Raw genomic sequence first — 20,546 nt, forward strand, 5'->3', positions numbered from 1 at the left:
CAGCAACATCCCCCAACGCCTCCGGGTGGCGAACATCCCCCGGTGGCGTGTTTGCGCAGGCCGCAGTCGCAGGGTATGGTTGTGCGAGTCTCGGCGAGGGCCGCGTGAGACCTGAGCACTAGCTGTTCCGCGACAGCACTCAAGGTACGACCGCGACCGTTATCGACGCGATTTGCGCACTCAGATGCGCCCGACACCTTGTGTGTGAAACACCCAAGGGTTGGCAGATTCTGTGGGCTGCGAAGTACTCGACGAGCACCTCGCGGCCCTTTTCTTATGCGCCGACCCCGTTGATGTGGGCAGTAGCGTGAGATGTGGGCTGCAGGATGCGGCAGACGCCGCCACCAATTTTTCCCACCCCTGATTTTTCAAGGAGTCCCGCATGTCGAACAAGGCTATTGCCCTGAACGCTGCTGCCCGTACCGAGTTCGGTAAGGGTGCCGCCCGCCGCGCCCGCCGCGCCGGCCAGGTCCCGGTCGTCATCTACGGCCACGGCATGGACCCGGCCCACATCCTGGTCGACCGCCTCGAGCTGACCGCCATCGTCCGCAACCACGGCACCAACGCCGTCGTCGAGGTCGACGTTGAGGGCGACAAGCAGCTCGCCATGATCAAGACCGTCGATCAGAACGTCCTGACCTTCAACATCGACCACGCTGACCTCCTCGCCATCAAGCGCGGCGAGAAGGTTGAGGTTGAGGTTCCGGTCATCCACGAAGGCGAGATCGCCGCCGGCGCGATGCTCATGCAGGACGCTGAGGTCATCAAGGTCGAGGCCGACGTCATGAACATCCCCGAAGAGATCGTTCTCTCCGTCGAGGGCATGGAGATCGGCTCCACCATCACCGCCGGCGACGTCACCCTGCCGGAGGGCGTCACCCTGGTCGACGATCCGGAGCTGCTCATCATCAACGTCGTCGTGCCTGAGGTTGCCGACGTTCCGGAAGAGGGCGAAGAGGGCGAAGGCGAAGACGGCACCGAAGACGATGCCGCCGCCGTGGAGGAGACCTCCGCCGCCGACGAGTAAAAATCGTCACCCGCGCACCGCGCACTCTTTTTCTTGTGGGATGCTCCCCGACACATCACTGTCGGGGAGCATCCCCTTTTTTCGCCCGCGGTTCCCACGGCGGGGCACACCGTGCTACCCCACCGTGACTGCGTTACACACCCAGCAGCGCCAAAGGGACGACTGCCACCCCATCGGGGCGACGGTAGGCAACCTGTCCGGTCGTGACCACCACCATATCGGCCAGTTCCTCCCCCATGATCGACTTCAACCACAGCAGGTGCCGCACGTCCTTGTCTTCGACGTAAGAGGCAAGTTTCACTTCAATCGCCACAACCCGGCCCCTGCGGTCCTCCACAATGAGGTCAATCTCGTGTGCACCTTTGGATTCCCGCAAATGGGACGTGCGCGCCCGGATCGCGTCAGCCGCCACCCGCACACTCAGTGTCGTCAGTGACTCAAACAACTGGCCCAGCAGGCCAGCGTTTTTCGCCTGCGCAAGCGTGGCCGCATTCTTATCCAACAGTATGGCTGCAAGCGCCGGGTCAGCCAGCTGATGCTTTGGTGCGACAGTCAACCGCCCGAACTCGTGTGATCGCGCCACGAAGCCGGGCACCGGGTCCAGCAGCCACAGGGCCGTCAGGTGTTCCCGATACACCTGTGTTGTTTGCTTCGACGGCTGTTCACCATCACCGCCGGTCGTGGCGTCGAGAATGCGTGAGTAGCTCGTCGTCAACGACGATGCTGCCGCGTAGGCGGCAAGCCACCGGCGCAGCACCTCCGGATGGCGTGCGCGATACCCATTGTGTGGCAGGTCCCGATCAATAACCCGGTAGATGTAGGAGCGCAGGAACTCCTCCCGGATCTCCTCATCTGGAACCCTCAAAATGCCTGGAAAACCACTTTCGCAGATGGCAGTGACATAGTCTGCGACGGTCCAGGTGGTCCTGCCTGAGATCTCTGCTGCACCACCCCCGTCACACAGCGCCTCCAAGCTGACTGTTGGCTCGACATGACCGCGTTCGAACAGGGCCATAGGGCGCATCCGCAGCGACAGAATCCGCCCTGCACCTGAGTGTGCATCTGCGTCCCTTGGCGGGGTCGCCGACCCCGTGAGGAGGAAGCGTCCCGGAGTTGCTCCTCGATCCACGGCCCTGCGCACCTGATCCCACACGACAGGCATGTTCTGCCACTCGTCGATGAGGAGCGTCCCGTCCGGAACAAGAGCAAAGTCCTGGTCCGCTTTCGCAAGACTGCGATCCTGGGGATCATCCAGGAACCATGTGTGCGTCGCGCGACGCAGCGCAGTCTCTGTTTTGCCAACGCCTTTGACTCCGTCGAGCGCGACAGCTGCCGCACCTGTCATCCAGCGATCGAGCACGCCCTCAATGGCGCGTGGGAGGTACGTCTTCTCCACAGCCATCCATCCTCTCCGGCTCCCGCTGGGCGCGAGTAAGCACTGATCCTTCGCGGCATTGTCGTGTGTACGACACGCATCCTACCACGGACAACGCGCGAATCATCCCATTTTTCCGCCGAGAATCATCCCATTTTTCCGCCGAGAATCATCCCATTTTTCCGTCAGGAATCATCCCGTTTGTCCGATCCCTGCCCGGTGCACGGCAGCTTTCGGGGCGGAGCCTGCGCGTGGGCGGGGTGTGTGGGGGCTTGTGCGGTGGGGTGGTGTCGGCGTGCTGGGTGCGCTCATCGCCCCGGGGGAGAACAATCGCCTAATGTGTGTGTCAGACACCATGACTTCTTCCACTACTTCGACCCCTGCGCCCTCGTCGACACCGTCGACGCCGTCGACGCCGCCGACGCCGCCGCCTGCACCCACGGCCGGGGCGGGCTCGAGTTTCACCGGCGGCCTCCTCGCCTCGGGCAGCACCGCGGCGACCCGCAGCATCGTGGCCTCAGCCATCGCCTACGAGCGCACCCGCTCCTCCTCCCCTGCCTGGGGTCTGCTGCGGGCCGCTAATGGCCCCGTCGTCGCCGCCATCTTGAGCCAGGTGTTCCACACCACCCGGCGGGTGGTGGTCGGCTCCGAACTCCTCGCCGAAGTCACTGATGCCCTCGAGGACCTGCGGGAGCACTTCGACCTGCCGCGGGCGGCGGTGGCCTATATCAACGAGTGGGTGTCCAGCGGCTACCTCATCCGCCGCAGCCCCACCGGCACGACGGAGGAAACCTACGAGCTGTCCACGGAGGCGTTGAGCGCCCTGGACTTCATCGCGACGCTCGCGACCCCGAAGACGACGGCGACGCGCTCCCGGCTGGCGACGATGGCGCAGGCGCTGCACGATCTCGCCAACCACACCGACCCCAACGCGGCGGCCGTCATCGCCCGCCTGGAGGGCGAACGGGCCGCCATCGACGCCCGCATCGAGGCGATCCGCACCCACGGGGTCGACATGATCGCCGACGACGACGCCCTGGAGCGCGTCCACAACATCCTCACCCTCGTGCGCGACCTGCCAGCCGATTTCGCCCGCGTCCGCTCCGAGGTAGAAAACATTGCGGTCAGCTTGCGCGCGGAGATCCTCAACCGCTCCGTCGGCGCGGCGGAGATCCTCGACGGGGTGTTCCGGGGCGTGGACCTCATCAACGACTCCGATGCGGGGCGCTCCTTCCACGGCTTCTACGACCTGCTCTTCGACCCCGAGTCCTCCGCCGGGCTCGACGCCGCGCTCACTGCCGTGCTCTCCCGGCCCTTCATCTCCCGGCTCGACAGCGAGGCGGCCGAAGAATTGGCGTGGATGGTGAAAAACCTGGAAACCGCCTCCACGGACGTGCACACCTCGATGACGACGCTGGCCCGCAGTTTGCGGCGCTTCGTCCAATCCCGCGAGGCCGAAAGCCAGCAGGCACTCCTGGCCAGCATCCAGCAGGCCCAGGCGCTCGCCATTGAGGTGGGCCGCACCATGAAACCCGCCACCAGCATCGGCGTCGACATCGAGCTGTCCGCCCGCAGCTTCCAACCGATCTCCCGGTTGCGGCTGTACGACCCGAAAGACAGCTACATCTCCCCAGAGGTCGACGAAGCCGCCCCCGGCACCGCCACCCTGGAAGAGCTCATTGCCCGTGTGCGGGAATCCGAAATAGACTTCGCCGAGCTGCACCGCGCCGTCGACGACGTGCTCACCCGGCAGGCCACCGCCACCGTGGGCGAGGTGCTCGCCGAGCACCCCGCCACCCAGGGACTCGCGAGCATCGTCGGCCTGCTGCGCATCTCCTTCGAGGAGGGCACCCGCTTCGAGGGCACCGAGACGATCTCCTGGTCGACCCGCCGGGGGACTGCGACGGCGACGCTGCCGCGCTACGGGTTCCGGCGCGCACACCCCGACCCGGGCACCGAGGTTGCCGACTACGCTGACGCCGCCCACACTGACGCCGACCCCGGTGAGACCACCCCCGGCGAGACACCAAGCTCGCCGCCCGCCGCCGACACCACGCCCTCCGCCCCCGACACGCTGTTCTGAGGTTCCCGCCATGCCCGAGCACCCCACCACCACCGACGCCCCTGCTTCTACTGCGGGGTCCCCTGTTGCGCTCACACCCCGGGACACCGGCACCCTGGATGCCGCCCAACGCCGCGCCTTCGGCGCCCTGCTGCGCGGGCCCTATGTGCGGGCCGACAAGCAGCCGGAGATGTTCCGCACCATCGCCGCCCACCGGGAAGTCCTCGCCAGCCAACTCGACAATCTCTTCCTCACCCTCGTCGTCGACGACGCCAGCGGCATCGCCTACGCCACCGCGTGGGAGGAAGACGTGGAGGACTCCCGCCAGCTGTACCGGGCGCAGTCACTGACCTTCCTGCAGTCGGCGATCCTGCTGCACCTGCGGCACCAACTGGTGGTGACCTCCCCTGCGGAACGCACCATCGTGGATAAAGAACACGTGGCGGAAGCGGTGGCGGACGTCATGACCTCGCTGGGCACCGATAAAGCCGCCCGGGAGAAACGCTTCCAGGCGGCGTGGCAGAAACTCCTCGACTGGTCGCTGGTGTCGACCACGCCGACCCCGGGCCGCTTTGAGGTGTCCCCTGTGCTGCGGCTGATTTTCTCCGCCGACGAAGTTCGTGCCATCACCCGCGCCTACCGGGACTACCTGGGCCTGCCGGACGAAGAGGACGATGCCGCACCGGCAGCTGGCGGGGCGGAAGACACAGCATCCGGTGCAGGCACCGAGTCAGAAGCACGCACTGCTGGCTTATCCCGCAGGCCCGACTCCGCACACCCGACCCCGCAGGAAGGACCCCAGGCATGAGCACCACCACTCCCCCTACCCGCGGGAAGGGGAGCAAGCTTGGCGATCCCACGCCACCGGCAGATGTTGTTGCCGCACTCACCGCGCGCAGTACGATCCTGCCGGGGCAGTTCCGGCTGGCGCGCATCGAGCTGATTAACTGGGGCACGTTCAGCGGGGTGCACCGCATCCCGGTGTCCCGGGAAGGGTTTTTGATCTCCGGGGCGTCGGGCTCCGGCAAATCCACCATCATTGACGCGCTCGCGACGGTGCTCACCCCGCCGGGCAAGCTGAAGCTCAACGCTGCCGGCGGCGGCGACAACGCGGGCCGCAACCTCGTGTCCTACTGCCGGGGCGCGTGGCAGCGGGTGCACTCCGCGGACGTCGACGAGGTCACCCAGAACGTGCTGCGGCCCGGGCCGACCTACAGCGCGATCGCGCTGACCTACACGGACGGCCAGGGTGGCGTCGTCACGGCCGTGCGGATGATGTTCCTCACCGCCTCCTGCGTGCGCCCCTCTGAGGTCACCAACCTCTACATTGTCGCCCGGCAGCCGATCGACATCCATGCGCTCGCTCCCTTGGCGGCGGCGCGGGAGCGCGCCGCCCAGGCGAAGAAACTGCTGCCGCAAGCGGTGCACATCGGCGGCACCCACCAGGCCTTTTTGAAGAGCTTCTGCCCGGCGGTCGGCATCCCGGACGCCTCCGCGGTGCAGTTGCTGCACTACACGCAGGCGGCGAAGCGGCTGAAAGACTTGAACGAGCTCATGCGCACGTTCATGCTGCCGGAGCCGCCCACCCTGGCCACCGCCCGGGAGGCAGTGGAACAGTTCGGGGAGCTGCACGCCGCCTACCAGTCGGTGACCACCGCCCGGAAGCAGATCGCGGAACTGCGCCCCATCCGGCAGGCCGACGAGGAACTCACCCAGCTGCACGCGCAGCTCGAGGCCCTGGAGAAGCAAGAGTCCGCCCTGGAGCGCTTCGTGGAGGAACTCCACGCGGACGCCCTGGCGCAGGACGTGGAGGACGCGGCCGCCCGCACCCGCACCCTCGAGGCGCAGCTGGATGCGGTGCGGGCCGCGGTGAACGCCACCGCGGAGGACTTGGCCGCCACCCAACGACAATTGGCCGGCATGACAGGTGCCGCCGAAGTCGCCGCCCGGGCGGAACTCGACCGGGCGCGGGAGACACTTGCCCGCGTGGAGGCGGCGCGGGCGACCGCGCAGCGCCTGTTCGACACCTTGGGCGCTACCTGCCCGGAGACGGCCGACCACTTCACGGAAGTCACCGCCCAGCTGCAGGACAACCTGCACACCCTGGACGCCCAGTTGGAGGACACCCACGACCACCAGCAGCGCGCCCACGTGGAGCTCACGCTCCTGCGCCGCGACATGGAGGACATCCGCGGCCGCCTGGCGACGATCCGGTCCTCCCACTCCACCGTCGATGGCCGCCTGCAGCAGGCCCGGGAGCGGCTGCGGCAGCGCCTCGACATCCCGGCCACCCAGCTGCCCTTTGTCGCGGACCTCATCCACATCGACCCCGAGTACCGCGAGTGGCAGCCCGCCGCGGAACGCGTCATGGCGGGCTTCGCCCGCACCCTGCTCATCCCGGAGGAGCACTACGCGGCGGCCGCCCGCGCCATCGACGAGCTGCACTTGAGCGCCCGGCTGACCTACCGGCGGGTGACCCGCGCCCTGGAGCACCGGCGGCCGCAGGCGTTCCAGCCCGGCACCCTGGCGACCTACATTCAGGTCGCACCCGGCCGTTACCACGACTTCCTGCAGGCGGAGCTGCAGCGCCGCTTCGATTACGCCTGCGTGGACTCCATGGAGGAGTTCCTCCGCGCCGACAAGGCGCTGACCCGCGCCGGCCAGGTCAAGCACTCGGCCACCCGGGGCGAGAAAGACGACCGCCGGCGGGCGGACGACCGGTCGGGCTGGATGCTCGACGAGGGCACCGATAGCACCATCGATGCGCTGACGGGCAGGCTGCGGGAGCTGGGCGCCACCGAGGGCAAACTCGCCGCGGATCTGGCGGCCATCGCGGAGCAGCTCGAGGTGCTGCGCACGCAGCGCACGAGCACCCTGCGGCTGCTGGAGATGCGCAGCTTCGTCGACATCGACACCCAGGCGGCCGCCGCGCGGGTGGCGCACTGCCAGGACGCCCTCGACGAGCTGCTGGCGGACAGCCAGGACAGCCAGGCGCTGCGGCGCCGGGCCGAAGAGCTCACCGCCCGGGCGCGGGACCTCGATGAGGAGCGCTCGGGCGTGGAACGCCGCATCGGCCAAGCCCACGCCCGCGGGGAAGACGCCCGCCAGGCGCTCGCCCAGGCGCGGGCCCGCATCGACGAGCTCCCCGCGCCCGAGGAGGAGGTGGCCCACGCCCTGCGGGCGCGGGTCGCGGCCCGCTCCCGGCGGGCGACGGCGACCAACATTGATGCGCTGCGGCCCCAGATCGCCGCCGACATTGCCCGCGACGCGCGCGCCGCACGCGGGCAGGTCACCCGCTACGAGCAGCAGGCCGCGACGGCGATGGCCCAGTTCGTGGCCCTATGGCCGGAACGCTCCGGGGACGTGCGCGCCGACCACGCCCACCGCGGCGATTTCCTGGCGCTGCTCGCCCGCCTGGAGGCCGACGACCTGCCCAAGTGCGAGGCGGACTTTGTGCGGCTGCTGCGCACCCAAACCCAGGACAACATCAACCGGCTGCTCACCCAGATCCGCTCCGCCCCGAGCGACGTGCGCCGCTCCATCGGGCCGATCAACGCGGCCCTGGCCAGCGTGTCCTTCGACCGGGGCTACCGGCTGCAGATCCAGGTGAAGGAAACCCTGCCGCAGGAAGCCCGGCGCTTCATCGAGGAGCTCAAAGGGGTCGTCGCGGGCCTGCTCGCCAGCGACGATGTCCACGACGCCGAAGCCCGCTTCCTCGCGCTGCGGGAGGTCATCGACTCGCTCACGGTCAGCGACCGCAACCCCCAGTCGCTGGTCCGGCAGCGCCTGGATACCCGCCTCCACGTCAGCTTCCTCGGCGTCGAAATCGACGAGGAGGGCCGCGAAGGTGCGGTCTACGACAGCAGTGCCGGCCTGTCCGGCGGGCAGGCACAAAAGCTCGTGTTCTTCTGCCTGGCGGCGGCGCTGCGCTACCAGCTCACCGGCCAAGGGCTCACCACGGCGCGGGCCCGGCGCGGCCGGCTCACCGTCGGTGAGGTCACCTACCCCGCCTTCGGCACCGTCGTCCTCGACGAGGCGTTCGCCCTGTCCGATACCAGCTTCACCCGCTACGTGCTCGACGTGTTCACCACCTTCGGGTTCCACATGGTGCTCGCCACCCCGGAGAAAATGCTGCAAACCCTCGAGGACTACATCACCGGGGTGGCGATCATCCGCTGCCCCGACCGCAAACACTCCGACATCACGCTCATCGACTACACCGTCGAGGACACCCCATGAGGCATCCCGCCGACCTCGCCCGGCGGGCCGCGCGGTTCTACACCACCCACCTGCGCCGCCTGCTCCTCGAAGCTCCTGAGGAGGGTCCGCTCGTGCAGCTGGCGCTGCAGCCGCCGACGGCGGCGGCCGCGGCCGCAGACGCTCAAGCTGTCCGCGAGTTCATCACCGCCTGGGAGGACGCCGACTGCGAGGTGGAGTGGACAGTCAAACGGCTGGGCGCGTTCGGGCCGACGCGGCTGCCGCAGCGCGCCAGCCTGCGCACTCTGGGCGAGCTCGCCCGGTGGGCGGAGCGCGGCCTGACCCCGGAGGAGGCCCGACAACTCCCGGTCGCCCCTGCGCAGAGTGTGCGGCTGGCGGCCGCGCTCGCGGACCTGCTGCCACGCTACCCGCAGGCCGACCGGCAGGCGCTGCGCCGGCACCTCCGTGCCCTCGCGGAGCTGCACCGGGGCGGCCAGTTGGAGGTGCTCCGGGCCGTGGCGGACTGGGTGAGAGCCCACTCCGCGGAGGCCACCGCCATGAGCCCGCGGGCGATCCCCGTCGCCGGCGCGGACAGTAAGTTCTACGACACCCACCGCCGCCTCATCCAGGCACTCACCGGGGCACACGACTTCGCCCCGCCGGTCGTCCTCGTCGAGATCAGTGTGCTCGACAGCGGCTGCCACATCGGCGGCTTTCGACACCTCGCCGTACCGGAGGACACCTTCCGCGCAGGCGACTTCCCCACCCGCTGGGCAGGCGAGCACCCCCTGCGCGCGGTGCTGTGGGTGGAAAACCGCGCCAGCTTCCTCGCACTACCACCCCTGGAGGGAGTGCTCGCGATCTTCGGCCAGGGCTTCCAACTGCCCGGGAGTGATGCGCCGTGGATGCGGGAGGTGGACTGCGTGTACTGGGGTGACATCGACACCCACGGGCTCAACATCTTCGGGCGGCTGCGCACCCGACAGCCCCACGCGGAGGCGATCCTCATGGACCACGCCACCGCGACGGCCTGCCTCGGGGTCGCCGTCGTGGAAGACTCCCCTGCCGGCACCCCGGCGGAGAGTCTCGACGCCGACATGCGGGCACTGTTCACCCAGCTCGGGGCGTGGGGACAGGCCCGCATTGAGCAGGAACGCATCCCCCAGCACATCGCCCGCACTGCACTCACGCGGCGCTTTGCGGCGGGCGCGCCCGCCGACTAACGCTCGCGCGATCGTGCGGGGTCTACCACTGGCGGGCCTTCTTCACAGCCTTCTTCAGCGCCTTATCGTCCAAGGAACAGGCCCCCTGCTTCCGCAGACGGTGGATCACCACCGGGCAGCACCGGCACCGGGGTTTGCTCTTACAGCACTTCTTTTTCTTCGAGCCTTTTTCGACCCGTTTCCGAAGCTTCTCCACCTTCACAAGTACACAAGCTTAGCCTCAATTCGTCTGCTCCGCAGCTGTGCTACTACCCCCGCACGGGGGAGGACAATGCGCATCCCTTGACACGCGGTGAGTCCGATTGTCAGAATCGGCGGACGTGGTGCGCATCACGCCCGCACGCTGAGCTGCTGTGGCTGCGCCACCGGGTAGCACCGCACCGCGTGACTGTGACCCCCATGTTTCTTCCCGTGCGTCGTTCCTGCCGCACTGACGAGAAAGCACTCCCCTCATGCGCACTCTTCTTACCGCGGGTACCCTCGCCGCGAGCCTCGTCGTCGGCGTGGTGGCGGCACCCGCCCACGCCGGTGTGTCCTGCACGCTCGAGTACAACCCCGCGTTCGACACGTTGCCCAACTGCACCCTCAACACCGACGAGGCGGCAAAGCAGGCAGCGGTCGCCTACCTCACCGAGCTCAAGGAGATCGACCAGCAGGTCATCAGGGAAGGGCTGAAAGCCCACCCCACCTTGTCCGAGATGGGGTTGAGCTACATCGGGTTGCTGGAGGAGTCCCGCACACGGGAATTCTCCGCGGAGGAAAAGAAGGACCTCGACGCCCGCGCGGAGGAACTCGAGCAGGCCCTCATCGACGCCGGCGCCGAGGACTTCGAGATCGACAACGTGCTCACGTTCGGCAGCTCGTTCCTCGAGGAGGTGTGGGAGTCCATCGACTACTACGTCAACACCGGCCGCTACGGCCTTGGGGCGACTCCGCTGACCACCGGCCGCGAGAACGTGGCCTCGTGGCGCGAGACGGAGGACGAGGCCCGGGAATGGGTGAAGTACCCCTTCGGCAACATCTGGCTCAACGTGAGCGACATCTTTGCCGCCCATGCTCAGGGCCTCGATGAGCGCATCACCACCGCGGACACTCTGCTCGCGGAGCGGGGACCGACGGTGTGGGCCGACGCCTACGAGTCGTGCCTGCTCGAGATCGACAAGATCAACCGCAACAAGAAGTGGATTCACAGCCTGTCTGGGAAATTCACGGCCTCGCAGCGCCGGCAGCTGGAGCAGCTGATGAATACGCGGACGAACACCTCGGGTAAGCCCACCACGAACACGCCGTCGACGAAGCCCACCCCGGCGAAGCCGTCCACGGCCAAGCCGACCGCGGCGAAGCCGACTCCGGCGCAGCCCTCGCGCGTGCAGACTCCCTCGGACAAGCCCGATTATGCGGGCGAGGCCTCCGCTGAGCAGGCGTCCCGGGATGTCCTCGGCCTCATGCTCGTGGTGGGGGTGCTCATCAGCACCGTCATCAGCGTGCTGCGCACCCTTCCCCCGGGGATGCTGCCGCCCGGACTCCTCCCCTAGCGCGGTGTGATGCACATCATCTAGTGGCCTGGGGTGGGGGCTGCTAGCGTGGCAGGAAACATTTTTTCTTGGCGGTCGGGGGATCCCGCGCGGGGGCGCGGGACCATGCCGCCCCACGCAAGGAGGCGGTTGCCCCATGGATCACATCCACCCGGACCTGCGGGAGGTCTACCCCGACGAGTGCGACTTCGTCGACTTCGTCACCCGCATCGACCCCATGCTTGGGGATCTCATGGCACACGTCATGGGCTGCGTCGGCAACGTGTCCCTGGCGATGCTCATCGGGGTGTTCTACACCAAGCAGCGCCGCTACCCCATCTCGGAGGAGTTGGTGACCCGGCTGTTTCAGCGGGCGTTCCTCGACGCCTGGGGGCGGGATCAGCTCGACGGCCAGACCCGCACCCTGCTGCGGGCGATGCTTAGCGGCGCGCAGGCCTAGACAGCGTCAGGGTGCGCAGCCCACTGGCCGGCCCGCAGCCCGTACTGCAGCCGGTGGCGCAGGCACTGCAGCGGCCGCCGCAGATGGCCTCGGTGTGGGCCACCATGTGGCCGGTGCGCTGCAGGTGAAACAGGATCGCGTCGACGGTGCTGGGGGCCAGGCCCGTCACGGCCACAATGTCGGCGCGGGTGCTGTGCCCGGCGCGCACGGCGCCGAGCACCGCATCAAGCGGTGGTGTCGCAGTATCGCGTGGGTGCTGTGGGGTGGGATTCATCGGCTGCGCCACGTCCTAGAGCCAGATGCTGAGCAGGTGGAAGCAGGCGACGGCGAGCACCCACGCGAGCACCAGCTGGATGCCGACGCCGGCGAGTGTCCACTTGAGCCCGATTTCGCGGCGCTGTGCCGCCAGTGTGGCCACACACGGGGTGTAGCTGAGCAGGAAGATCATGAACGCCCACACGGCGGCGAGCGGGTGTCCGCCGGAGGCCTCATCGAAGTCGGCGCGGATGGCGGTCGCCAGGGGGCTGGAGGCCTGCTCGTCGGGGGTGTCGTCGGTGACGTCCTCGAGGGCGTAGGTTTGCGCCCAGGAGGCGATGACGGCTTCCTTCGCGACGAAGCCGGTGAGCAGGGTGCCGGTGATGGACCAGGAGCCGAAGCCGGCCGGGGTGAACACAGGGGCCACGGTGCTGGCGACGGTGCCGTAGACGGAGTCCTGCGGGGGCAGGTCCTCGTCGCCGAAGCTGTAGCCGCCGACGGCGGGGGTGGATTGCAACAGGAAGACGACGGCGACGGTGGCGACGATGATGCCGCCGGCGGTCTGCAGGAAGCCTTTGAGGCGCAGCCACATGACACTCAGTGCGAGCCGTGCCCCGGGCAGCTGGTAGACCGGCAGGTCGATGACGAGCGGTTCGTCGCCGACGCGGCGCCACAGGGTGTGGCGCATGAGCAGGCCGGCCAGCACCACCAGGGCGATGGAGATGACGTACATGAGGAACACGACCGTGCCGGCGCTGTGCGGGAAGAAGGTGGCGGCGAGCATGACGTACACCGTCAGCCGCGCGGAGCAGGACGTGAACGGGATGAGCAGCGCGGTGAGCAGCCGCTGCGAGGGCTTCGCCAGCACGCGGGTCGCGCTGATGGCGGGCACGTTGCACCCAAAGCCAACGATGAGCGGGATGAAGGCCTTACCGGGCAGGCCGATGCGCTTCATGAGCCGGTCGGTGACGACCGCGGCGCGCGCCATGTAGCCGGAGTCCTCCAGCACCGCCAGGCACAGGAACATCAGCGCCATGAGCGGGGCGAAGGTGAGCACCATGCCCACGCCGCCGATGAGCCCGTCGACGACGAGGCCCGTGACCAGTGGGTGGTCAAGGTGCAGGACACCCAAGGCACTGGTCACCCAGTCACTCACCGGCCCGGAGAACAGGGACTCCAGCCCGTCCTGCAGGGGTGCGGCGACGGTGGTGGTGATCTGGAAGACCACCCACATGGTGGCGAGGAACAGCAGCGGGCCCGCCACCGGGTGCAGGGCGACTTTATCGATGCGTTCCGTCCAGGTGGCGGTCTCCGTATCCTCACGGGTGGTGGCGGCCGCGAGTGCGCGTTCCACCCAGGCGAAGCGGTCGTTGGCGACGGCGAACTCGTCGCCGGCGGCTCGTTCCCGGCGCACGGTGGGCGGCTGCTGCATCTGGGCGGCCACGGTGTCGGCGACGAGGCTCAAACCACTCCTGCGGCGGGGATCCACCACCACGACAGGCACCCCGAGCGCCCGACTCAGCTGTTCCCCGTCGACGTGCATGCCGTGGGCGGCGGCCACATCCGCCTTGGTGACGACCACGACGAGGCGGAATTCTTCCTCCGCCAGCTGGGCCACCATGTACAACGAGCGGCCCAGGCTGGCCGCGTCGACGGCGACCATGACGAGGTCGGGGCGCTCCGAAGCGGCGCAGTCGATGATGAGGTCGCGGGTGAGTTCCTCATCCGGGCTCATCGGATCCAGCGAATACGCGCCGGGGAAATCAATGACGTCGTACACGTTCTCGCCCGCGTGCCAGGCGCCGCGGGAGACTTCCACCGTGGTGCCGGGCCAGTTGCCCATGCGGGCCTTCGCGCCCGTGAGCCCGTTAAACAGGGTCGACTTGCCCGCGTTCGGGGTGCCCACCAGTGCGATGATCGGCGCGTGGTCGGGGGCGATGCGCGCCCCGTGGGATTCGCAGTGGCAGCTGGCCGCCGGCAGTGTTTTGCGTGCCATGGTTCCCTACCGCCCCTCCCGTGCCGGCCGGACGCGCAGCGCCCGCGCGGTCAGCTTGTCGAGCGCGTAGCGGGTATCGCCCACCTTGATGACTCGCCCACCCCCGGAGGTGCGTTGGGTGACGCTCACCGCCATGCCGGGCCGGATGCCCAACTCGGCGAGCCGGCGGCGCAGCGCATCTTCCAGGACACTGACGCCGAGGATTTCGCAGCGCCTGCCCAGCGGCACGGTCGCGAGTGAGAATTCCTCCTCCCAGCCGTGGGGTTGTTCGCACGCGACGGGGTGCGCGGACGTCTCTGGGTGGCGGGGGTCGACCACCGCATCGGGGGTCTGCTGAGCCATGGAGAACACGCTCCTTGAGAAAACGGTAGGACAGCGTAGCCGCAGTCATTCGGACACGCTCATCATAGGCTCACAACGCCGAGCCCGCCCAGGTTTCCCGCAGGTCAGTGGCCATTATCACTGTTATCACCCACACCTTGCACTGGGTTGCCAGCCCAAGCACTGGAGTCCCCATCGCACCCCCAATCCGCGCGGAATCCCCCGCACCCAGCACACGTGCTGCATATCTGCTACCCGCGTGCCTACGACGGCACGGGCCCCACTCCGAAACACCCGCGCCCCACCCCGGCGCACACACCCCCTGAGCAACGACCTCGCGCGGACATCCACCTAGCGGAGGACGCAGCCACTGACCCCCTCGACGCGGGCGGACGTGGGCGTGACCTCCACGCGCAGCGACCCACCCGTCGCCGGGCGCGCATACTCGCGCACCCCAGCAGCACTCCCCGGCAGCAGCTCCCAGCCGCTCTCCAAGGCCATCGCCTCATCCAGCCAGGCCACCCACTGCCCGGGCGCAGCATCCGAACCCGCCGCAGGATCAATGACGTAGCTGTGAGAGGCGGTGCGGTTCTCCCCGCCGCGGGCGCAACTGCAGCGCTGCGCGAGGTGGGGCCGCACCGGCCCCTCAGGCTTAAGGCCCGGCACCTGGGCCGGCAGGTTCGTCGCCACCAGCCCATAGAGGAAGAGCGGATCCGCGGGCAGTGAGGCTGCGGGCGCTGTGGCGGCCGGCTCCACGAGGCAGCGCGGCGCCGGCGGATCCTGCGGCGCCTGCTTGCCGGAGGCTAACAGCGCGAGCCCGCCCCACAGCACCGCCACCACGACCGCGATGCCGAGGAGGAGTTTGCTGAGGGCGGGCCCGAGTGCTGGCATGAACGATCAGTTTAGATGTCGTCCAGGCCCTTGCGGCGCGGGAACACGTTCGGCCGGGAGCCGGCCATGTCCTCCACGATGCGGATCACCTGGTTGGAGTAGCCGAACTCGTTGTCGTACCAGACGTAGAGCACCAAGTGCTTGCCGGAGGCGATCGTCGCCAGGCCGTCGACGATGCCGGCCTGGGTGGTGCCGACGAAGTCGGTGCTGACCACCTCCGGGGAGTGGATGTAGCCCACCTGCTGGCGCAGCTGCGACTTCAGCGACACCTGCTTGAGGTACTCGTTGACGGTGTCCCGATCCACGTCCTGGGACATGGTGAGGTTGAGGACCGCCATGGACACGTCCGGGGTGGGCACGCGGATCGCGTTACCGGTGAGCTTGCCCTCGAACTCGGGCAGGGCCTTCGACACGGCCTTGGCGGCACCAGTCTCGGTGAGCACCATGTTCAAGGTGGCGGCGCGACCGCGGCGCTCCCCCTTGTGGAAGTTGTCGATGAGGTTCTGGTCGTTGGTGAAGGAGTGCACGGTCTCCACGTGGCCGAACTCCACACCGAAGCGCTCGTTGACGGCCTTGAGCACCGGGGTAATGGCGTTGGTGGTGCAGGAGGCGGCCGACAGGATCTGGTCACCCTCGACAATGTCGTCGTGGTTGATGCCGTAGACGATGTTCTTCAGGTCGCCCTTGCCCGGGGCGGTGAGCAGCACCTTGGCCACACCCTTCGCCGCGAGGTGCTGGGACAGGCCCTCCCGATCGCGCCAGCGGCCGGTGTTGTCCACCACGATGGCGTTGTCGATGCCGTAGGCGGTGTAGTCCACGCTCGCCGGGTCATTGGAGTAGATGACCTGGATCGGGGTGCCGTTCGCCCAGATGACATTGGCGTCCTCGTCGACGGTGATGGTGCCATCGAAGGCGCCGTGGACGGAGTCGCGGCGCAGCAGCGAGGCGCGCTTGAGCAGATCACCCTCGCCGTTCTTGCGCACCACGATGGCGCGCAGGCGCACACCCCGGTAGGACTGCTTCGCCAGCAGGATGCGGGCCAGCAGGCGGCCGATACGGCCGAAGCCGTAGAGCACCACGTCCACCGGCTCGGCAGCCGTCTCCGCACCAATGACCTCGGCGAGTTCCTCCTCCAGGAAGGCCCGCAGGTCCTCGCTGCCGCTGGCATCGAAACGGGCGGCCAGCTCGCCCAGGTCAATGGAGGAAGTCCCGAGGTTGAGCTCGGTGAGGATCTCCACGATGGGCAGCGTCTTGGCCACATCCAATTCCTGGCCGGCCACGCGGCGGGCGAAACGGTGCGACTTCACAATGTCGATCGCGGTGGCGTTATCCAGCAGGGAGCCATAAATGGAGGTCACAACGTTGTTGTTGCGACGCAGCCGACCCAGCAGGGGGATCATCTGCTCCGCGAGTTCGAGGCGCTTCGTGAAATCATAAGTGGGCATGGGGTGAGCCTTCCACGGTGGAGTGTGTCAACAGGGGACCCGCCTCCACGCCTCAAGACGGGGTGGGCCGGGCGCGCGGGCGGGGTGCACAACAACCCTAACGAAGAAATCTGTGTTTCGGGCCCAGTTTCCTCCCCCAGGTGGGGGTGTCGGTGCCCACAGGGCACCCGCCCGCGTAACGCGGGCCACGCCCCGCCCGGCGGGCGGCATCAGCTCGTGTGCCGCACAGCCGCCACGCACACCCGCCCACGGCACCCCACAGGCCACACACTCCCAGACGTGGGTCCGCACTGGCGGCACCCCGCCGGACAGATTAGGTGCCCAAACCAAGGCCCTGGCATACTCTTGTTTTACGCCTATTCACAGCGTCTTCCCAGCAGTTTTTTCGAGGTACCCATGGCCGACAACGACCCCACCCACCCGAACGCCGACACCACGGTCTTCCCCACCGTCGACTCCTACCCGGACTACGCCCAGGGTGCCGCAGCACCCCAGGGCGCGATGCCACCCCAGGCCCCCATGCAGGGCGGCTACCCCACCCAGGGGTACCCCGCCCAGGGCTACCCGCAGATGATGCCCGGCATGATGCCGCCGCAGCCGCCGAAGAAGAGCAACGGCGCGCTCATCGGGGTCCTCGTCACCGTGGCGGTGCTGGCGCTCGTGGGCGCGATCGTCTACTTCGGTGACGCCTTCGGCCTGCGCACGAAACTCACCGGCTCCTCCGATGTGGTGACCTCCACCGTCGTCGTCGACGACGCCCTGCCGAACAATCAGGCGCCCGCCGTGCAGGCACCCGCCGCCATCCAGCCGCAGGCCGGCTGGTCGCGCTGCGGGGGCAGCGCCGGCTGGGCCGTGTACGCCGGCTCTTCGGTGACGTCCTGCCCGTTTGCGCTCAACGTATACAACTCGCTGGGCGGCAGCTTCGGCACCCGCACCGTCACCGTCTACTCCCCGGTGACCGGCCAGAACTACGCCATGCGCTGCGTGAACAATGGCGGCTGGTACACCTGCACCGGCGGCAACAACGCCGTCGTGCAGATCATCCCGGAGTAAACCGCCGTGACAACGTGTGCCAGCGTTGCCCGCACGCACCGGGTGCTGCGCGCCGGCGGCGCGCTGCTGGGGGCCGCGGCCCTGGCAGGCAGCCTCGCCGGCTGCGGTGCCGGCTGGGAGCGCCCCGCACCCTCGACGACGGTGGTGACGGTAACCCGCGGGCAGCCCGCCCCGACTCCGGCGCCCGACCCGGCCCCCGCCGCGGAGACCAGCCTCGAGGACCTCCTCGCCGCCCTCGAGGTGCCCGCCGGCGTGCAGGTTGTACTCTCCGACGGGGTGCACCACGCCAGCACCCCCACCACCCAGCAAGGCCCCGCCTGGTCGACGATCAAGGTGCCGCTCGCGATGGCGGCCCTCGACGCGGGCGTCATCGGCGCGGACAATGCCGCCCTCCGGCAGGCCATCACCCTGTCCGACAACGATGCCGCGATGCAGCTGTGGGAGGCCCTCGGGGCGGGCCCTGTTGCCGCCAGCGCCGTGGGCGCTATCGCCGAGGTGGGCGTCCCCGCTGAGCGCCTCCGACCCGAGTTCTCCCCCTTCGGGCAAACCCAGTGGCCGCTGGAACAGCAAGCCGATTTCGCCACCACCCTGCCCTGCCGGGGCGGGGTGGTCTACGACCTCATGGGGCAGATTGACCCCTCCCAGTCCTGGGGGCTGGGGCTGATTCCCGGCGCGCATTTCAAAGGCGGCTGGGGCCCCGACCCGGACGGCACCTATCTCGTGCGCCAGTTCGGCACGCTGCCCACCGCGGGCGGGGTGCTGGGGGTAGCGATCGCCACCCGCGGCAGCTTCGCTGAGGGCACCCAGACGCTGAGCACCACGGCGAGCGCCCTGCAGCAGGCACTCGCGGCCACGCCGGTGCCGGCGGCACGGGACTGCCACGCACCCGCGTAGGGTGGGTGGCCCCTAGAGCCCGCGAGAAGGAGTCCGCGATGCACGCCCCCGACGACGACACCCAGATCATCCCCGTGGTCACCGAGTCCCCGCACTCGTCCCGCGGCGGCACTGTCGTCCTCGTGGGCGTGCTGCTGGCGACGATCCTGATCTCCCTGGGCGGCATTGCCTGGTTCACGGGACTCATCGACGGCGGCGACCCGCCGCCGCCCGCGGGCATAAGCGCGCCGGCCACCACCACGCCCACCATCGCCCCCGCGCCGCGGACGACGACCTCGGCCGCGCCGACGGCGAGCTCTACCCGCCCGACGAGTAGCGCCGGGCCGCGGCCCACGAGCAGCACTGCGCCCACGACGTCGCAGCCCACGTCGGCGAAGCCCACGAGCACGACACCCAGCGCGAAGCCGACGAGCACGCCGGCCACGACGTCCTCTACGAAGCCGACGCCGAGCACGCAGCCCCGGGCCGCGGCACCTGCTGGTGCCACGCGCTGCGGGACGGGCGGCGGGGCCACCGCCTACGCCACCACGGAGGCCACCAGTTGCCCCTTCGCCATCAACACGGCGAAGAGGGCCGCCGCGATGAAGACCACGGGCGGCACCATCACCGTCCACTCCCCTGTGACCGGTCAGGACTACTCCCTCGACTGCGTGCCCCAGGGCACCGGCCGACTGGACTGCACGGGCGGCACTGGCGCCCACGTGACCCTCATGTACTAACCCCGGGCTGCTGCCGCCTAGGATGAAGCCCTATGTCACTTCTCGCCCGCCTCACCCGCTTTCTCCGCCGCGCTGACCACCCGGAAACCTCCGCCCCGGATGTGGAGGAGGGGGCGGTGCCGCAGTGGCTCATCATCGGCCTGGGGAACCCGGGTGCCGAATACGCCGTGACCGCCCACAACATTGGCTACATGGCGGCCGATGAACTCGCCCCCGCCACCGGCTACTCCCCGCAGCGCGGAAACCAAGCCCTCGTGCAGCACCTCGACGTCGACGGCACCCCCGTCGCCCTGGTGCGCTCCACGACGTATATGAACCTCTCCGGGGAGGCCGTCGCCCCGCTGGCTGCCCGCTGGGGTATCGCCCCCGACCACGTCATCGCCCTCCACGACGAACTCGATCTGCCGCGCGGCACCGTCCGGCTCAAACTGGGCGGCAGCGAAAACGGCCACAACGGTCTCAAGTCCCTCTCCGAGCAGCTGGGCACCCGCGACTACCTGCGGGTGCGGATCGGCATCGGCCGCCCGGCGGCAGGCGCCACCGTCACCGACCATGTGCTGGGTGCCATCGACTTCGATGCGGCCGCCGCCTGCGAGCGCGCCGCCCGCGCCGCCCGCCTCCTCGTCACGTCCGGCCTGCCGCAGGCGCAGAACACCATCCACGCCGAAAAATAACCGCCCCGGCCTCGGGGTAGGCAGAGAAAAAACCACCAGCGTCATCGCTGGTGGTTTTTATCCGCGTGCACGCAGGCTTAGCGCTGGATAGCCGGCGGCTTGATCTCGAAGGGGGTCGGCAGGTGCAGCAGCTCGGCGGCGATGAGGTACAGCTCAGCGACGACGATCAGCACCGCAGCGCCGGTGAAGAACAGCAGGCCGGCGGGGGTCTGCACGGAACCGGTCGCCCAGGAGGACAGCTCGCCGGTGGTCGGCTTCCGATCACCCTGCTGCTCGGTGTTCTCGCCACCGGTGGTGGTGTTCTCGCCGCCGGTGGCGGCGTCGTCGGTGCGCTCGCCCGGGGTGGTGATGGTGGTGTCCGGGGCAGGCTCTTCGGCGTGAGCAACGGGCATACAACCCATCGCAAGGGCAATGGTCACGGCGGCGGCAATGCGGCGCAT

At 68.7% G+C, this 20,546-nt stretch carries 18 protein-coding genes; 11 read left to right on the forward strand and 7 right to left on the reverse strand.

Going from position 1 to position 20,546, the window contains the following annotated elements; all coding sequences use genetic code 11:
- Window positions 1-382 precede the first annotated feature (382 nt).
- Window positions 383-1,027 carry a 50S ribosomal protein L25/general stress protein Ctc gene (locus tag C1Y63_RS01200; RefSeq protein WP_106014641.1) on the forward strand — a complete coding sequence of 215 codons (645 nt, stop codon included), beginning with the start codon at window positions 383-385 and terminating at the stop codon, window positions 1,025-1,027.
- A gap of 133 nt (window positions 1,028-1,160) precedes the next feature.
- Here C1Y63_RS01200 and C1Y63_RS01205 read toward each other — a convergent pair whose 3' ends face one another.
- Window positions 1,161-2,372: an ATP-binding protein gene (locus C1Y63_RS01205; protein WP_233195516.1), complete on the reverse strand. Its 1,212-nt coding sequence runs from the start codon at window positions 2,370-2,372 to the stop codon at window positions 1,161-1,163.
- A gap of 385 nt (window positions 2,373-2,757) precedes the next feature.
- Here C1Y63_RS01205 and C1Y63_RS01210 point away from each other — a divergent pair, with 385 nt between their 5' ends.
- The 6 genes from C1Y63_RS01210 to C1Y63_RS01240 all read left to right on the forward strand — a co-directional run bounded on the left by C1Y63_RS01210 (window position 2,758) and on the right by C1Y63_RS01240 (window position 11,858).
- Window positions 2,758-4,485 (forward strand): DUF3375 domain-containing protein, encoded by a 1,728-nt coding sequence (locus C1Y63_RS01210; protein WP_158256052.1) that lies wholly within the window; start codon window positions 2,758-2,760, stop codon window positions 4,483-4,485.
- Between the two features lie 10 nt (window positions 4,486-4,495).
- Complete coding sequence (locus C1Y63_RS01215) at window positions 4,496-5,272, forward strand: DUF4194 domain-containing protein (RefSeq protein WP_106014644.1); 777 nt, start codon at window positions 4,496-4,498, stop codon at window positions 5,270-5,272.
- Window positions 5,269-8,703 carry an ATP-binding protein gene (locus C1Y63_RS01220; RefSeq protein WP_106014645.1) on the forward strand — a complete coding sequence of 1,145 codons (3,435 nt, stop codon included), beginning with the start codon at window positions 5,269-5,271 and terminating at the stop codon, window positions 8,701-8,703. Before C1Y63_RS01215 ends, C1Y63_RS01220 begins: the two co-directional genes overlap by 4 nt.
- The gene (locus C1Y63_RS01225; protein ID WP_106014646.1) at window positions 8,700-9,884 is read left to right on the forward strand and encodes a DUF3322 and DUF2220 domain-containing protein; all 1,185 of its coding nucleotides are present in this window, start codon (window positions 8,700-8,702) and stop codon (window positions 9,882-9,884) included. Before C1Y63_RS01220 ends, C1Y63_RS01225 begins: the two co-directional genes overlap by 4 nt.
- 452 nt (window positions 9,885-10,336) lie before the next feature.
- Window positions 10,337-11,419 carry a hypothetical protein gene (locus C1Y63_RS01235; protein WP_106014648.1) on the forward strand — a complete coding sequence of 361 codons (1,083 nt, stop codon included), beginning with the start codon at window positions 10,337-10,339 and terminating at the stop codon, window positions 11,417-11,419.
- Between the two features lie 136 nt (window positions 11,420-11,555).
- Window positions 11,556-11,858, forward strand: a complete 303-nt coding sequence (locus C1Y63_RS01240; protein ID WP_106014649.1) for a hypothetical protein — start codon at window positions 11,556-11,558, stop codon at window positions 11,856-11,858.
- Here the strand turns inward: C1Y63_RS01240 and C1Y63_RS01245 are convergent.
- From C1Y63_RS01245 to C1Y63_RS01265, 5 genes are all read right to left on the reverse strand, one after another.
- Window positions 11,839-12,132, reverse strand: coding sequence for a hypothetical protein (locus tag C1Y63_RS01245; RefSeq protein WP_146128823.1), 294 nt, complete (start codon window positions 12,130-12,132; stop codon window positions 11,839-11,841). The two genes, C1Y63_RS01240 and C1Y63_RS01245, sit on opposite strands and share 20 nt — an antisense overlap.
- A 15-nt stretch (window positions 12,133-12,147) precedes the next feature.
- Window positions 12,148-14,109, reverse strand: a complete 1,962-nt coding sequence (gene feoB, locus C1Y63_RS01250) for a ferrous iron transport protein B (RefSeq protein WP_106014651.1) — start codon at window positions 14,107-14,109, stop codon at window positions 12,148-12,150.
- A gap of 6 nt (window positions 14,110-14,115) precedes the next feature.
- On the reverse strand, window positions 14,116-14,451 hold the full coding sequence (locus tag C1Y63_RS01255) for a FeoA family protein (protein WP_106014652.1): 336 nt from the start codon (window positions 14,449-14,451) through the stop codon (window positions 14,116-14,118).
- A gap of 330 nt (window positions 14,452-14,781) precedes the next feature.
- Window positions 14,782-15,321, reverse strand: a complete 540-nt coding sequence (locus C1Y63_RS01260) for a hypothetical protein (RefSeq protein WP_106014653.1) — start codon at window positions 15,319-15,321, stop codon at window positions 14,782-14,784.
- Window positions 15,322-15,332: 11 nt separating this feature from the next.
- Window positions 15,333-16,766 (reverse strand): glyceraldehyde-3-phosphate dehydrogenase, encoded by a 1,434-nt coding sequence (locus C1Y63_RS01265; RefSeq protein ID WP_106014654.1) that lies wholly within the window; start codon window positions 16,764-16,766, stop codon window positions 15,333-15,335.
- Between the two features lie 396 nt (window positions 16,767-17,162).
- Between C1Y63_RS01265 and C1Y63_RS01270 the strand changes: the two genes are divergently transcribed.
- The 4 genes from C1Y63_RS01270 to pth are packed head-to-tail and all read left to right on the forward strand — an operon-like array spanning window position 17,163 to window position 20,106.
- Window positions 17,163-17,819 (forward strand): hypothetical protein, encoded by a 657-nt coding sequence (locus C1Y63_RS01270; RefSeq protein ID WP_106014655.1) that lies wholly within the window; start codon window positions 17,163-17,165, stop codon window positions 17,817-17,819.
- 6 nt (window positions 17,820-17,825) lie between these two features.
- Window positions 17,826-18,713, forward strand: coding sequence for a hypothetical protein (locus C1Y63_RS01275; RefSeq protein WP_106014656.1), 888 nt, complete (start codon window positions 17,826-17,828; stop codon window positions 18,711-18,713).
- Between the two features lie 38 nt (window positions 18,714-18,751).
- Entirely contained in the window at window positions 18,752-19,432 is a 681-nt protein-coding gene (locus C1Y63_RS01280) for a hypothetical protein (protein WP_106014657.1), read from the forward strand.
- Between the two features lie 32 nt (window positions 19,433-19,464).
- Window positions 19,465-20,106 (forward strand): aminoacyl-tRNA hydrolase, encoded by a 642-nt coding sequence (gene pth / locus C1Y63_RS01285; RefSeq protein WP_106014658.1) that lies wholly within the window; start codon window positions 19,465-19,467, stop codon window positions 20,104-20,106.
- Window positions 20,107-20,183: 77 nt separating this feature from the next.
- Here pth and C1Y63_RS01290 read toward each other — a convergent pair whose 3' ends face one another.
- Window positions 20,184-20,546, reverse strand: a complete 363-nt coding sequence (locus C1Y63_RS01290) for a hypothetical protein (RefSeq protein ID WP_106014659.1) — start codon at window positions 20,544-20,546, stop codon at window positions 20,184-20,186.

Source organism: Corynebacterium sp. 13CS0277 (assembly GCF_002994655.1).
In the GTDB taxonomy this organism is placed as follows: domain Bacteria; phylum Actinomycetota; class Actinomycetes; order Mycobacteriales; family Mycobacteriaceae; genus Corynebacterium.